Origin of the sequence: Algibacter sp. L1A34 (assembly GCF_009796805.1) — a bacterium.
Taxonomy (GTDB): Bacteria; Bacteroidota; Bacteroidia; order Flavobacteriales; family Flavobacteriaceae; genus Algibacter.
In genome coordinates this window covers 2,990,001-3,005,046 of sequence record NZ_CP047029.1, presented here as the reverse complement: position 1 = coordinate 3,005,046, position 15,046 = coordinate 2,990,001, and the positions used below count along the sequence as shown (strand labels likewise).

Here is a 15,046-nt window from a genome sequence, read left to right as displayed (position 1 = left end):
TTCAGCCTATATTTAACCTATAGCACTTAATTACAACTAATAACACTCTAAATATTTCATGGAACACTAAAAAAAGAGATAGCTATTATTACTCCCGAAAACATGTTTACAAATCTATTGCTAAACTTAAATTGTCGATTAGTTTATTAGCAACAATTACTTGTATTTCTTAATAATCAATTTTTCGTTTTCTTCCATAAATATATCAGAAAAATAATACATTTAACCAAAACGAGCTTATAAAACCGCAATCTCCATTTCTAAAAAAACAAAGCCTAATAAATTAGTGTTATCACAAGAAAATTCTTTATACTGAACAAGGCGTGCCTAGCACTGCAATTATAAGAGTTCAAATTTAGTATAACACATCTAAGGCCATACATTTAAATCTAGTAAATTAAAATATTTTATTCGCAATAAACAGATTACCAACAATTTAATTATAAAAAACAAAAAAGTATTACCTTAGCAATAGCCTTATTAAGAAAATCCCTCAAGCCAATATGAATTATGGCATTAATGTTCACTAAAAACAAGTGCATATCTTTTCTTTTTAGTTTACTATTTTGGACTTGCTCAATGCACGGTCAAAAAGAAATTAAAACAGACCTTACCATACCAAAACAATTTGCTTTTAGCACATTATCTATACGTGATGGACTTTCACAAAACAGCGTTATTAGTATCGCTCAAGATAGTATTGGTTATTTATGGTTTGCAACCCAAGACGGCTTAAACAAATATGATGGCAGACATTTTATCCATTATGAAAAACAGTTTGAAGATATTACAAGAAACACATTTAGCAAACTTGGAAAGGTATATATAGATAAACAAAATAAACTTTGGATTATTACTCACTCGGGAAAGCTTGAGTTATATCAAAATAAAACAGACAACTTTAAGCATATTAAATTGCCACATGCAGCTAGTTCCATTTTTCAGGATAAAAATTTAAATATGTATATAGGCCTATATGACAACGGATTGTTAAAAATTGATGCCGAAACTAATGATACCATTCAAATTTTAAAACATGACGATAGATTTAGAACAATTTACGATTATATTGAAATAGAAAATGATTTGATTGTTGCAGCTGCTAATAATATCTATAAAATCAATAGCAATAATTCATATGAAAAAATAAACGAATCATCCAACACTAGTTTTAGCGTTCTAGAGAAAACCACGAACGGTGATGCCTGGTTAGGAACCTATGGCAAAGGCTTGTTTTTTAAACCACTAAATAGTAACGAATTCAAAAAATACAATAATACAAATCTGCCCGAAAATTTAAATATAGAAGATTTATTAGTAGATAAAAAAGGTAGACTCTGGATTGCAACTTATGGCAATGGGGTGTATTTAATAAACAACAAAACCAATAAAGTAACCAATTTTAAGGCTAACAAAAATAACCCGTTTGCTATTCATTATAATGATATCTTATCACTATATGAAGATAAAACTGGGATAATCTGGTTTGGTTCTGATGGTACAGGGGCTAGTTATTATGACGAGCATTTAATAAAATTCAATATATTAACAAACAATCAAGTTCCAAAAAGTGTTAATGTAGATATGGTAAGAAGTATAACTACGGATGTTAATGAAAACCTTTGGATTGGCACCTCTGGTAAAGGTTTAACCTATTTTGATATAAGAGCAGAAACTTACAGAACCTTTACGTCTGATAATTCTAAACTCTCTAGTAACAGAATTGTTAGTCTTAACTCCAACTACAACGAATTATGGATTGGCCATCAAGCACATGGACTCAATACTATGGATGCTTCAGGGAATTTGAAATCATATTCAGAGTTAGAAAACTTTACAATCTGGCAGATTATAAATGAATCTCCAACCCAAAAATGGTTATGCACAGAACTCCATGGCATTATATTATTCGACAAAAACAAAGGCATTATAAAAGAATACAATAGGGAGAATTCGGCTCTAACTTCTAATAATATAAAAACCTTAGTAAAATCAGATAACGGAATTATTTGGATAGGAACAGATAATAACGGTGTTTTTAAATTGAATACAACCACAAATAAAATTACCAAACTTAATGGTATAGACCAGAAAATTAAATCGCTTTACGCTTATAATAATTTTCTATGGATTGGAACCAATGGTGCTGGATTAAAGGAATATGATATTACCAAAAACACCACTAAAACCTATACTGAAAAAGACGGACTTCCAAACGATGTTGTTTATGGTATCTTACCAGATAATAAAGGTAAACTTTGGTTAAGTACTAATAACGGATTGAGTTGTTTTAATGCTTCGGAAAATGCTAAAAGTTTTGAGAATTTCAGTGTTTTTGATGGTCTTCAGAGTAGTGAATTCAATACAGGAGCTTATTTTAAAGATAAGAAAGGTAATTTGTTTTTTGGAGGTTTAGAAGGCATTAATTGGTTTCATCCAGAAAACCTTACTTACAATACCATAAAACCAAAAACCATTATCTCTAAATTTGAAGTCTTCTCGAAAGTGCGTCCATTAATTAAAAATTCGAAATTACAAGATCATGAAAATACCGTAACATTTACTTTTTCAAGTCTTCACTTTTCACAACCAGCACGTAATTTATTTAAGTATCAATTGATAAACCATGATGTTGATTGGATTGAGTCTGGAAATAACAACATAGCACATTATACAAATTTACCACCCAACACCTATACTTTTAAAGTTATTTCATGTAGTTACGATCGTGTTTGGAATGAAACGCCTGCGACCTATACATTTACAATAAAACAACCCTGGTACTTGAGTACACTTGCCATTTGCATTTATATATTTTTGTTTGCACTTCTATCTTATGCCATATATTATTATTTAAAATGGCGTTGGTACATGAAAATGAAATTGAAATTTGAACATGAAGAAACCAAACGCTTAAAGAAACTTAATGAATTTAAAACACGATTATATACAAATCTATCTCATGAATTTCGAACGCCACTCACTTTAATTTCAGGCCCCATTGAAAACCAATTAAGCAACCCTAAACTTTCAAATAAAGATAAAAAAGAGTTAACACTTGTTCAACGCAATTCGCAACGCCTTTTAAATCTTGTTGATCAATTACTGGATTTGTCAAAACTTGAAACAGGAAATTTAAATTTATCAGTTTCTAAAGGAAATTTAACCGTATTGCTTAAGCAACTTATTGCTGCTTTTCAATTTAAAACTAAAGAAAAAAACATTGTATTTACACATCAAATGAAAACCATTAATGATGCCTGGTTTGATAAAGATGTCATTGAAAAAATTATAATCAATTTATTATCCAATGCGGTAAAATATACACCAAAAAATGGAAAGATTCATTTTGAAGCTATTGTACAAAATGGTCAAATTATTATTTCGGTAATCAATAATGGAAATACAGTACCAGAAGAAGAACTAAATAAATTATTCACTCGGTATTATCAAAATAACAAAACTGCAGATGGTGTTGGTATTGGTTTATCACTCGTTAAAGAATTAGTGACATTGTCTCATGGAAACATCATCGCGCATACCATGAATGATGATGAAATTCAGTTTACTGTAACACTACCCATAGAACGTTCGTTTTATAATTCATCAGAAATTATTGAACTTCAAACAGTAGAGAATCCTGTTATCCAAAATAGTCCAAATACCATAGAACCAATTTCAAAAACAAAAAATAATAAAAATAAACCATTACTACTTATTGTTGAAGATGACGAGGATATTAGGCAATTTATAAGCTCTATTTTCGAACAGGATTATACGATAAAAAAAGCTACAGATGGTGAACAAGGCATTGCAAATGCTTTAAAATACATACCGGACATCATTATTAGCGATATTATGATGCCAAGAATTAGTGGTATTGAACTTTGCAATACCCTAAAATTAGACGAACGTACAAGCCATATCCCTATTATTCTACTTACTGCCAAAAGTGGCGATAAAAATGAAATTATTGGCTTAAAAACTGGAGCCGACGATTATATTACAAAACCATTTAATAATAATAAACTTAAAATACGTGTTGAAAAATTAATTGAATTACGTCAACAACTACAACAACGTTATAGCAATTCTTTTAATCTAAGCGATATTAAAACCACTTCTGTAGACCAACAATTTCTAAAAAAACTAAAAGAAGTTTTAAATAAAAACATTACGAATACCGATTTTAATTCAGAGCTTTTAAGCAAAAATATGTTAATGAGTAGAATGCAACTGCACCGAAAATTAAAAGCATTAACAGGTTTAACCACTTCAGAATTTATAAAAAGCCAACGTTTAAAAGCATCGCTTCCATTATTAAAAGCATCGCAACTTACTATAAGTGAAATTGCTTACAGCGTAGGTTTTAACTCTGTTTCTTACTTCAGTAAATGTTTTAAGGACGCTTATAATGTTTCTCCAGCCAACTATATAAAATAGCGTTTGTTACATAGTTTAAACACTTTGTTACATAGTTTATAAGCCTTCTAGCCACCTTACTATAGTTTTACATCAAATTAATTGTTAAATAATATGTTTGACAAAGACAAGCTCATATTTGATGGAGAACTATTGTCTTCAAAACCAGAAATTAATTTACATATAGATTATTTAAAAGATGGAAGTTATGTCTTGAATATTTTTTCTAAAGGAAAAATTATTAAAACAATTACCATAACTAAAACTTAAAAGCATGCAGTAGTTATATATAAAAAGATGCATACGCATGTTTGCCTTTTTCGAATTAAGACACTAAAAAATAAACGCGTTAGCAACCAAAACTAAAAACAACGATCATGAAAACTCTAAAACCATTATTACTTACCATCGTATTTTTATTTATCTGCCATACAAGCCACGCTCAGTTTTGGAAAAAATTAACTGAAAAAGCAGGGCAAGCTGTTGAAGAAGTTATTGTAAGAAAAACATCGAATAAAGCAGCTGAAATGACAGGAAAAGGTATGGATAAGATATTCGATATTGATTTTGAAGGTGCTCAGGCAGATCCATCTATTTTACCAGAAAGCTATGATTTTGAGTGGAAATACACCATGCAGATGCAACATAAAAAAGGCAATGTAAATATGACCTATTACCTAAAACCTAGTTCCAAGTATTTTGGGTCTCAGCCAGAAGTGGAAGATAACCCTATTGCAAACGGCATGTTTATGGTGTTTGACAAAGAACTAGGTATCATGGCAATTTTTATGGAAACAGAGGATGTTAAATCTGGTACGCTTCTTAAGAATCCAACTATAGATATTGAAGATGTAGCTGAACAAGAAGAAACAAATATAGATGAATATACATTTATAGAAATTGGAAATAAAACGATATTGGGTTATGAATGTCAAGGTTTCAAAGTAGAAAACGATGAATTAGAAATGACCATGTATATGGCTATGGATTCTCCTGTTAGTTTTAATCAGGTATATGGAAATCATTTGAAAACTACACAAAAAGGCTTTAATCCGAAATGGATGGAAAAAGCAGAGAACAGTATCGTTATGGAAATGGATATGACTCATAAAAAGAAAAAGAAATATAGCGCAAAAATGACATGTGTCGCCTTAGAGAAATCGCCAAAAACTATTGTAGTTAGTGACTATGAGTTTATGGATCTAAATTCTGAAATTAAAAATTAAAAACCCAAAATTATGAACTATTCAAAGAAAAATTACGAACTCAAAAAAATCAATAGAGATAATGAGAGCAAAACATTAAAGATATTATTCTCAAAAACTGTAGTCATTTTAATATTACTAACAGCATCATTAACAAGCTGCTCTAGTGATGATGATTCTAACGCAGACCAAAGCGATTATTATTTAACAGCTAAAGTAGATGGTGTTAATTTTTCAACAGATTATGTAACAATTAGTGCTTTTCAAGATAACACGGATATTTATTTCATCAGAGGTGTTGGTGAAGAGTCTTCCTTTGGTTTTTCATTAGAAAGTCCTGTTTCTACTGGAACATTTTCTGCAACGATATCAGAAGATTATGTACTGTTTTATCAAGTGATTAATCCTTATGCTGTATGGGCAGCAACCGAAGATGGAGGTTCTGGCACAATTACCATTACAGAAAACACTAATTCTTATGTAAAAGGAACTTTTTCGTTTACAGGATTTAATCCAGCAGATGATTCTACAAAAGTGATTACCGAAGGAAAGTTTAAAGCTCAAAAACTGTAATTATGACAACTAAAATTTATACACTTTTATTAATTGTTTCTGCGCTATTTCTTTCGTGCAAGACACAACAATCGCAAACTAAAGCTTCATTACCTAAAATAGAAAACCAATTTAAAGGGGAATTAGATTATGCCAAAGGTGGTTTTGAACTTGTTCAATGGCAAAACAGTGGAGATGAAATTGTACTAGGTAAGATTGATGAAAAGGGCATTGTTCATTTGAATTTGCCAGAATATGATATAAAAGCCCTAGGTAAAAATCATATGAATTCTCATTTTGAAAGCCAATTCAATATGCTAATATGTAAGGATAAAGGAGAGGTGGATATGACTGGAAAACCCCTTTTTAAAACACCTTACGATGATGTTTATTCGCAGTTATATCCACCAATGTACGTAAAAAAATATGATGCTTTTGTAGCTTATGTATCTATCGTTTCTGATGAGGAAATGTTAATAAAAGAAAATTTCGACGAAAATATAGGTAATAGGTATTATTGGATTTATGTAGACAGAGCTTTTAGTTATAAAGAAAAATGTATACGAGGATACTCTTATTATGATGATCGTGAAATTGAAAGAAGTGCAGATATTCAGTTTAAAAAAGGATGGAATCTTGTAAAAAGTAGTGTTCTAGAACTTCAACAATATGGCGAAAATAATAAGCACACCATCCCTAAAAAAATACTTTTCACATTAAGCTCTCAAACTTCTAAAGATGTAAAGTGGTATTTAGAGCGAGTTATGGAAGATGAAAAAATACAAGGAGCCAAAAAAGAATACGAATTAGAAGCTTCTAAATCAAACACGAATTAATATATAAAAAAAGCACTATTATGAAAACATTATTACTCTCATTAGCATTTATTTTTTCAATAACAATAAGTGCTCAAATAACAAAAACAGAAGCCTTTACAACTGGCACAAAACTCGCATTTTACATTAACGAATGTGGCAATACCATGCCTGAAGCAGCCGGAAAATTAAGTTTTTGCGATAGAAACAACAATCTAGGCGTTGTAGAACGAAGCTATGGACTTAGTGATAGACGTGTTTTACGAATGTTTCCTAATCATTTTAATGAAGATGAATATTATCTCACTGGTTATGGTATTTCTATTAGAAAGGCAGATGGTACTTGGGACAACTTACCACATATTGCTGTGCCACTTTGGGGAAGCACGTATTTGCCAACTATACAAACAGGTTTGGTTTTGCCAAATGGCAAAATAATTATTCAAGGTAATAACGCTGGTGCAGTATTGAATGTTTACGACCGCCTTACAAAAACCTTTACATCTGTTAATTTTCCAGATAATAGATACCCTCAACAAATGGTTTACGATGAAGACAGAGATATAACTTGGGTATTTGCAACGAAGACAAGCACAACATATCTTTATATGTATAATGATGCAAACCAAACACTTAAACTTATAAAAAATTTAGGTACAATAGGACTAAGCACAGGTTCTACCACAATAGGACTCGGTAAAACAAAACTACTTTATCATAATGATTTTATTTACATAGGAGGTTTTAGTAAGTATACATATGGGCTTTATAAATTAAATGTTTCAAATTTGGGTAATTCAGCGCCTATAACATATTATGACACTACAACAACTCCAAGTTTGCCTTTTGATCGTATAAATGATTTACAAATCGATGCTAATAATGATTTATGGCTTGCAAATAATGAAGCTTACGATGGTGCTATTGTAAAATTTAATATTACCACAGAAACCTATACAACATACCAATTACCAAGACCAGATAATGCTGCCGTAAATATTAAATTCAACACGCTAGCATTAGACGATAATGGGTTAATTTGGGCCGCTGCTTATAATTACAATGGTTTAGTAAAACTAACCATTGAAAATGATTCTCCAACTTGGACTCTTCTACCAAAAGAAGACTTAACAACTTTAGGTGTACCAGTAACTTATATTCCTGATAATATATACTACAGAAATAATAAGTTCTATTATACTACAAGAGACTATTCTAGCGGTATAAACTTTAATTATGAAGTTATTATTAACGATAATGATGTGTGGTCTGGACGTAACGATAATGAAGAAGGCAACCTATCCTATAGAATGAATAGACGTTTTACTAAAAATTTATCAGACGAGAATGGAGGCGTTTGGTGGTTTAATAGGTACGATAATTTAGTACTTTATAGAGATAGTGAAGATAAGCTCCAAACCATAGATTTACAATATTTATCACAGTCTGCTGCTATAGATGATGACAACAAAGCGATTATACAAGGCGGAAGTCCTAGTGAAATTAGAAAAATAGATTTCCCTAATGCTATTTCAATTCAAGAGAATGCTAACCAAGCCACTGATATAAAACGTGTTGGAAATCAGGTTTGGATATTTGATCATGCAAATAAAAAAATAGATGTTTATAAAGACGATGCGCTTTTAACCTCTTATGATTTAGGAGAAGATTGGTACCAACAAGCCTATTATTTTGCAGTAGATGATAATGGAGATGCTTGGTTTATGCAATATTCAACAGCTGGTGCGTTAGAAATTAAAAAATTTGATACCATTACATTGACATCTACAACTTACGATTTATCATCAGTTGGTAGTATGAGTTACTTACGTAAAATAGTAGCTGCACCAAATGGAGGTGTTTGGTTTTTGGGCAATACCGCAGCAATTTATCAAGAAGCTGGAGTGTTTTACGATTTTAAAGCTATCGATTATTCTGAGATATATAATTTGTTAGATGTTGTGGTTGATACTAATGGAAAAGCGTATTTACTTAATAACGATGTCGCTTCTATAGCCACAATAGAAAACCCAACCGATGCCAACCCAATAGTAGAAAACGTTGTTATTGAAGATTATAATTCTATAATGCCATCTTTAGACCATTATAGACCAGCATCTCTCGCTATAGATAGTGAAGGAAGTGTTTGGACGCATGCTTCTCTAAATACTTTTAAGCTTATCGATGATGATTTGGCAACAGAATATATAGCACAACCAACTTTAAGTATATCGGATAATGAACTAGTATCTATGGTAGAAATTTATCCAAATCCTTCAAATGCAATCTTCAGCATAAAGACCAATTATCAAATAGATACTATTGAAGTTTTTTCGGTTTTGGGTATAAAAGTTAAGACATTTAAAAACACCAAAGAAATTAATTTAACGAACCAAGAATCTGGAGTTTATTTATTAAAAATATCAGCAGAAAACAAAACGATAAGTAAAATAATTATTTTACAACAAAATTAGTTTTAAGTTCTGTTCATTAGGATTTACTTTAAATACTCGATTTATTCATTAGTATGCGACTTTGTATTTCAGTTTTTATATTGCACAATAATCTGCAGTAAACTCCTTAAATACTAATAGTTATGAATAAATATGTTGATTCAAATTCAGAAGAAAATAAAAAAAATCACTTTAGTACTGATCATTTAAAAAATAGAGAATATGTTTTAAACATCACATTAAGTAATAAAGTAATTAAGACACTAAAATTGAAGAAATAAAGATGCTATTAATCAGTGAGGAAAAAGGGAAATAATGAAAGTAACATGGAGTTATTTCTCTTTTTATTAAAACAGAATAATATTAGTTCAAAAAAGCTAAATACTCATATATGTATGGCTAACTATTCAAGATTACAATTCAAAAAACTCCCAAATACTAATTGATATATAGACTAGAATTAATCCAATATTAAATTAATCAATTAAAATTCAAAAAAATGAAAACAAAAATCACTTTAGCATTAGCAATGCTAGCTTGCTTCTTAACAAGTGCCAACAATATTACTGTAAGTAATATTTCTTTAGAAAATTTAAATTCGCCTCAAAACTGGGTTCAAGTAGAATTCGATTTAAGTTGGGAAAACTCTTGGCGATTAAGTGCTGGTCCATCCAATTGGGACGCCGCTTGGGTGTTTATAAAATATAGAGTTAATAGCGGAGATTGGGAACATGCCCAATTAGCACAAACAGATTTTGTGGCTGCTTCGGGTAGTACGATAGACATAACCAGCGATGGTATTGGTACCTTTGTTTATAGAGATAGCGATGGAAGTGGCGATATTAATTTACAAGATATGCGTTTGCGTTGGGATTATGGCTCTATTGACCCTAACGACATTATCGATTTACAAGTATTTGCCATAGAAATGGTTTATGTACCAGAAGGACCTTTTTCTTTAGGAAGCCCGGGTACTGAAGTTGGTAAATTTTATTCTTCGATTACCACTAATCCATATAGAGTAGAGTCAGAAAATGATATTACAGTGGCTGAAGGTTCTGGTAACCTTTACTATAGTACTACGGAAACGCCAAATGCAGGAGATCAATTAGGTCCTATTCCAGCAGAATTCCCTAAAGGCTTCAATGCGTTTTATTCCATGAAATATGAAATGACGCAAGGACAGTATGTTGGTTTTTTTAACACACTTACACCAACTCAAAAAACTGCAAATGATATTACGGGATCAAACGGTAAGAATCAAGATACCGAACTTAATCGAAACCCTATTTCATGGGAAGATGGTAGCGCTAGCGCCACTACAACATCGCCAGATATACCTCTCAATTATGTAAATAATAATATTTTATATGCCTATTTAGATTGGTCTGGACTTAGGCCTATTACAGAATTTGAATACGAAAAAGCATGTAGAGGTCCTATTGCTCCAAAACCGGGTGAGTTTGCTTGGGGCAATGCAAATATTGCCACTAATGATTATACTATTATAAATGAATCTCAACCGAATGAGTTGGTGTCAAATCCAGAAACAGGCACAGGAAATGCTTTATATAGTTTAACTAATGGAACACCTACAGGACCTAAAAGAGCTGGTATTTTGGCTGCTAGTGCTGTTAACAAAACGCGAGAAGAAACTGGTGGTAGTTATTATGGAATAATGGAATTAACTGGAAATTTATACGAACGATGTATAACTGTTGGTAACCCAGAAGGTAGAGCATTTACATCCACTCATGGAAATGGCGAGATTTTGGCAAATGGACTCGCCAATGTTACCTCGTGGCCTAACACTAATACAGGTATTGGATATCGAGGTGGATCATTTTATAATGGAGTGGATTTTATAAGAGTTTCAGATAGGTTTGATGCAGCTAGCGTTCTTGCGGGCGCTAATAACAGACTAGGCTTTCGTGGGGTAAGAACTGAAGAATAATACCTTGAAATATGACAACTCAAAAATTATATGTAATAACTACATTATTATTAATAGCAAATCAACTAAACGCGCAATATGTTGGTGGAATAGATGATGGCAGCGATAAATCCGCGCTTCATGGCAGTAGGCTTTCTGGTGAAATAGCCTCCTTTACCGTGCTCTATCAAGGTAGCTCCGGAGATGGTTTCGATAACGAACAAAACCAAGTCGTATTATCAAATTCAAATTTTGAAATTTATAACGGAAATGTTGGTGATGGATTTTCGCAAAATGTAGCCGCTTTAGTACTTAATGGGAATGCATTAAAAAGTTTATATAGTGGAAGATATGGTGATGGATATACCAAAGAAGATTACCAAACCATTCTAAATGGTCAAAACTTAAGCATGCTTTATTCGGGTAATATTGGAGATGGTGCAACTTATACTACAAAAGAAAATTTATTTCTAAAAGGGTTTATGCTCCAACTTTTTAATGGTGGTAATGGTGATGGTTATGCAAGCTTATTAAGTTCTAATAACTATCTAAACGGGCTAATGCTAACACTTTATAGTGGAGGTAACGGAGATGGTTTTGCGGTAAACAAATTGACCTCGGCACTTACTCTAGATTTAATCGAGCAACTTTTGGAGATGAATGTTTTAATTTATCCAAATCCGGCAAGTCAAATTGTTCACATTAAGCCTGATAACGGGGTTACGATAACTTCAATTGAACTTTATGATGTTTCAGGAAAGAAAATGTTTAGTGAGCTATCTAATGAAAACACAATCGATATTTCAAATCTTTCTGATGGGATCTATCTTTTAAATATGTTTTCTGAAAAAGGTTCAGTAACTAAAAAATTGATTGTAAAAAATAAATAAACAATAAAATTATGAAAACACTACTATCTACAATTTTTGCATTTTTAATGATATTGTCTATGTACTCCCAAGTAGGTGTTGACAACCCAAATCCAGAGCAAGCACTTGACATTAACGGTAAGCTGAAAATTACGGATGACACCAACGCTCCAACCGCTGGTACTATTCGTTACACTGCGGTCTCCGAAGACTTCGAGGGCTACAACGGGACGGAAAGGAAATCCCTCACAGAACAAAAAAGCAGCGGCACACCTAGTGATCCAGTGGCTTACTATGGACGCTCCAATCCCGTATTCGTTGGCAACACAATAGGTAACCCCGGTCTAGTAACACTACAATCTTGGGAGAGTAGCACCACTACCTTCAGTACCGTATCCGCTGGAAAATTCTTCCTCGTTACGCGTATTCAGGCACAAGACAATAACCTAACCACTACATTTGAACGCATTGACTGTGGCGTATACGCCCAAGGAAACTCTCTCAGAACAAGTTCGCTGGTAAAAATGGTAGGTTCTAATCGGGAATTAGTCACTTTATCGGGAGATCAATCGAACCCACTACTAATTTTGCGGCCAGGGGATCGGATCGCTATTTTCAATAACAATGTCGCCTCACAGACAACCATCAACGTCCTTATCCACGGCTTTCTTGTAAATCAACTAGACTTTTAAACTAAGAGCCATGAAAAATATAATCCTATTTTTGATATTTACGGTGTGCCAATTTTCAATTGGGCAGCAAGGGCTTTATATTTCTTCGGAAGGATTTCTCCAAAACAACAATGCTGTCATTAGCGTGGTGAATGGTGATTTTGTAAACGCAAGTAAAACGGCGTTAAATGGCGGTACACTTCAAATGATAGGTTTGGATGGAAACTCCCATCGCATCGAATTAAACAATGAAAACACCTTTGATTATTTGGAACTTTATGGCAGTTCTTCTTTTGAACTTGATGGTCAATTAATGCTAAACAGAGAAATTTTCATGAATGATACCTCTAGTTTTATAATGAACACTGGTAGTTCTATCATCATTGGCTCAACAGCAGAAATTGTTGGCGAATCCAACACCAACACCATCACTGGGGCAGATGACACTTATATTAAAACCACAAGAAACCATACGGCTGACATAACCAATGATTTTGGCCTTATAGGTGTAGTAACTTATACAGGAAGCACCTCCATGGGAAGTACCGAGGTATTTAGACGTTATGGTACTTTTGACATTAGTGAAAACCCTACGGTTAAACGATATTATGAAATTAACCCCACTATTAATTCAGGTTTAGATATAGAGGCGCATTTCTATCTTTCACACATTGATTTAAATGGACTACAACGTTCAAATCTTGCAGCCTTTAGAAGTACTGACAATGGTGTGACGTTTACCAAAGAAGGCGGTACTACAGAAACCTTCTATCATTCCGTATCCAATATTGAGGCCTTTTCAATCTGGACTTTTGCCGATGCCTCCACTTTAAATATCGACGAATATGATGCTAACCCTATTTCAATATTCCCAAATCCAGCATCTCATAGCATCACCATGTATACAAATAAAAATCAGGCAATAACTTCCGTAGAGCTCTATGATGTTACAGGCAAGAACATGATTATGAAACTACTATCAAATAAAAACACATTAAATGTGTCCCATTTGTCAAATGGCATCTATCTTTTAAAAATATTCACAGAAACTACAAGTATTACAAAAAAATTAGTCGTTAAAAAATAATAGTATCAAAATAGAAAATTTAAGCTTATTATAAAGATTCTGGTTTTATTTTGTAACAATAAAAGTATTTATGGTAAGTGTTTAAGAGGTTTAAAAACCACGCTACCCACTATATCTTTTTATGCTGGAGTTTTATCGTAATGATTTTAAATAAGGTAAGCCGTAAAAATTTCCATTTAAGTTTATAACAAAAAAAATCCTCAACAATTTCTTGTTGAGGATTAAAAAAGGCAACGACCTACTCTCCCACAAATGCAGTACCATCGGCGCTAATGGGCTTAACTTCTCTGTTCGGAATGGTAAGAGGTGAGCCCCATCGCTATAACCACCTTAAGTTATAGCTGCTCGCTATTAGATTTTAATCCTTTAGCATACAGCGTTTATCTCTTTGGATAAACAAATATCTTAACATATTGAAACAAAAATCATGAATATAATGTATTGTATAACTTATAAAAAAACAGGCGTACAATAAGCCTATGGGTTATTAGTACTACTTGGCTATGACATTACTGCCTTTACACCTATAGCCTATCAACGTGGTAATCTTCCACGACCCTTTAAAGAAATCTCATCTTGTGGTGGGTTTCGCGCTTATATGCTTTCAGCGCTTATCCCTTCCCAACGTAGCTACTCAGCAATGCTCCTGGCGGAACAACTGATACACCAGAGGTTAGTCCAACTCGGTCCTCTCGTACTAGAGTCAGATCCACTCAAATTTCTAACGCCCACTGTAGATAGAGACCGAACTGTCTCACGACGTTCTGAACCCAGCTCGCGTGCCACTTTAATGGGCGAACAGCCCAACCCTTGGGACCTTCTCCAGCCCCAGGATGTGACGAGCCGACATCGAGGTGCCAAACCCCCCCGTCGATATGAGCTCTTGGGGGAGATCAGCCTGTTATCCCCGGCGTACCTTTTATCCTTTGAGCGATGGCCCTTCCATACGGAACCACCGGATCACTATGCTCTACTTTCGTACCTGATCGACTTGTAGGTCTCTCAGTCAAGCTCCCTTATGCCATTGCACTCTACGCAC

The 15,046-nt window shown here is 33.0% G+C and carries 10 protein-coding genes and 2 rRNA genes (1 of these 12 running past the window's edge); 10 read left to right on the top strand and 2 right to left on the bottom strand.

Translation table 11 applies throughout. The features are described 5' to 3' along the window. The first annotated feature begins 579 nt into the window (after nucleotides 1–579). From GQR97_RS12735 to GQR97_RS12690, 10 genes are all read left to right on the top strand, one after another. Complete coding sequence (locus tag GQR97_RS12735) at nucleotides 580–4,443, top strand: two-component regulator propeller domain-containing protein (RefSeq protein WP_158848960.1); 3,864 nt, start codon at nucleotides 580–582, stop codon at nucleotides 4,441–4,443. Nucleotides 4,444–4,536: 93 nt separating this feature from the next. Next, nucleotides 4,537–4,692, top strand: a complete 156-nt coding sequence (locus tag GQR97_RS12730; protein WP_158848958.1) for a hypothetical protein — start codon at nucleotides 4,537–4,539, stop codon at nucleotides 4,690–4,692. A 107-nt stretch (nucleotides 4,693–4,799) separates the two neighbouring features. Beyond that, entirely contained in the window at nucleotides 4,800–5,648 is an 849-nt protein-coding gene (locus tag GQR97_RS12725) for a DUF4412 domain-containing protein (protein WP_158848956.1), read from the top strand. Nucleotides 5,649–5,660: 12 nt separating this feature from the next. Then, nucleotides 5,661–6,200, top strand: a complete 540-nt coding sequence (locus tag GQR97_RS12720; protein WP_158848954.1) for a DUF6252 family protein — start codon at nucleotides 5,661–5,663, stop codon at nucleotides 6,198–6,200. A gap of 2 nt (nucleotides 6,201–6,202) precedes the next feature. Next, nucleotides 6,203–7,015, top strand: a complete 813-nt coding sequence (locus GQR97_RS12715) for a hypothetical protein (protein ID WP_158848952.1) — start codon at nucleotides 6,203–6,205, stop codon at nucleotides 7,013–7,015. A 20-nt stretch (nucleotides 7,016–7,035) separates the two neighbouring features. Next, on the top strand, nucleotides 7,036–9,468 hold the full coding sequence (locus GQR97_RS12710) for a T9SS type A sorting domain-containing protein (protein ID WP_158848950.1): 2,433 nt from the start codon (nucleotides 7,036–7,038) through the stop codon (nucleotides 9,466–9,468). 478 nt (nucleotides 9,469–9,946) lie between these two features. After that, entirely contained in the window at nucleotides 9,947–11,401 is a 1,455-nt protein-coding gene (locus GQR97_RS12705) for an SUMF1/EgtB/PvdO family nonheme iron enzyme (protein WP_158848942.1), read from the top strand. Nucleotides 11,402–11,412: 11 nt separating this feature from the next. After that, nucleotides 11,413–12,270 carry a T9SS type A sorting domain-containing protein gene (locus GQR97_RS12700; RefSeq protein ID WP_158848932.1) on the top strand — a complete coding sequence of 286 codons (858 nt, stop codon included), beginning with the start codon at nucleotides 11,413–11,415 and terminating at the stop codon, nucleotides 12,268–12,270. Nucleotides 12,271–12,281: 11 nt separating this feature from the next. After that, nucleotides 12,282–12,941: a hypothetical protein gene (locus GQR97_RS12695; protein WP_158848930.1), complete on the top strand. Its 660-nt coding sequence runs from the start codon at nucleotides 12,282–12,284 to the stop codon at nucleotides 12,939–12,941. A gap of 31 nt (nucleotides 12,942–12,972) precedes the next feature. Beyond that, nucleotides 12,973–14,007 (top strand): T9SS type A sorting domain-containing protein, encoded by a 1,035-nt coding sequence (locus tag GQR97_RS12690; protein ID WP_158848928.1) that lies wholly within the window; start codon nucleotides 12,973–12,975, stop codon nucleotides 14,005–14,007. 225 nt (nucleotides 14,008–14,232) lie between these two features. On the opposite strand, the gene rrf is transcribed toward GQR97_RS12690, so the two are convergent. Both rrf and GQR97_RS12675 read right to left on the bottom strand, forming a co-directional pair. After that, a 5S ribosomal RNA gene (gene rrf / locus GQR97_RS12680) occupies nucleotides 14,233–14,340 on the bottom strand. A gap of 134 nt (nucleotides 14,341–14,474) precedes the next feature. Then, nucleotides 14,475–15,046: ribosomal RNA gene (locus tag GQR97_RS12675) — 23S ribosomal RNA — on the bottom strand; it runs 2,254 nt beyond the window's last position.

Excerpts from the sequence above, each read along its gene's own strand:
- GQR97_RS12735 (WP_158848960.1), top strand. The coding sequence starts at position 580 with ATGCACGGTCAAAAAGAAATTAAAACAGACCTTACCATACCAAAACAA.
- GQR97_RS12730 (WP_158848958.1), top strand. The coding sequence starts at position 4,537 with ATGTTTGACAAAGACAAGCTCATATTTGATGGAGAACTATTGTCTTCA.
- GQR97_RS12725 (WP_158848956.1), top strand. The coding sequence starts at position 4,800 with ATGAAAACTCTAAAACCATTATTACTTACCATCGTATTTTTATTTATC.
- GQR97_RS12720 (WP_158848954.1), top strand. The coding sequence starts at position 5,661 with ATGAACTATTCAAAGAAAAATTACGAACTCAAAAAAATCAATAGAGAT.
- GQR97_RS12715 (WP_158848952.1), top strand. The coding sequence starts at position 6,203 with ATGACAACTAAAATTTATACACTTTTATTAATTGTTTCTGCGCTATTT.
- GQR97_RS12710 (WP_158848950.1), top strand. The coding sequence starts at position 7,036 with ATGAAAACATTATTACTCTCATTAGCATTTATTTTTTCAATAACAATA.
- GQR97_RS12705 (WP_158848942.1), top strand. The coding sequence starts at position 9,947 with ATGAAAACAAAAATCACTTTAGCATTAGCAATGCTAGCTTGCTTCTTA.
- GQR97_RS12700 (WP_158848932.1), top strand. The coding sequence starts at position 11,413 with ATGACAACTCAAAAATTATATGTAATAACTACATTATTATTAATAGCA.
- GQR97_RS12695 (WP_158848930.1), top strand. The coding sequence starts at position 12,282 with ATGAAAACACTACTATCTACAATTTTTGCATTTTTAATGATATTGTCT.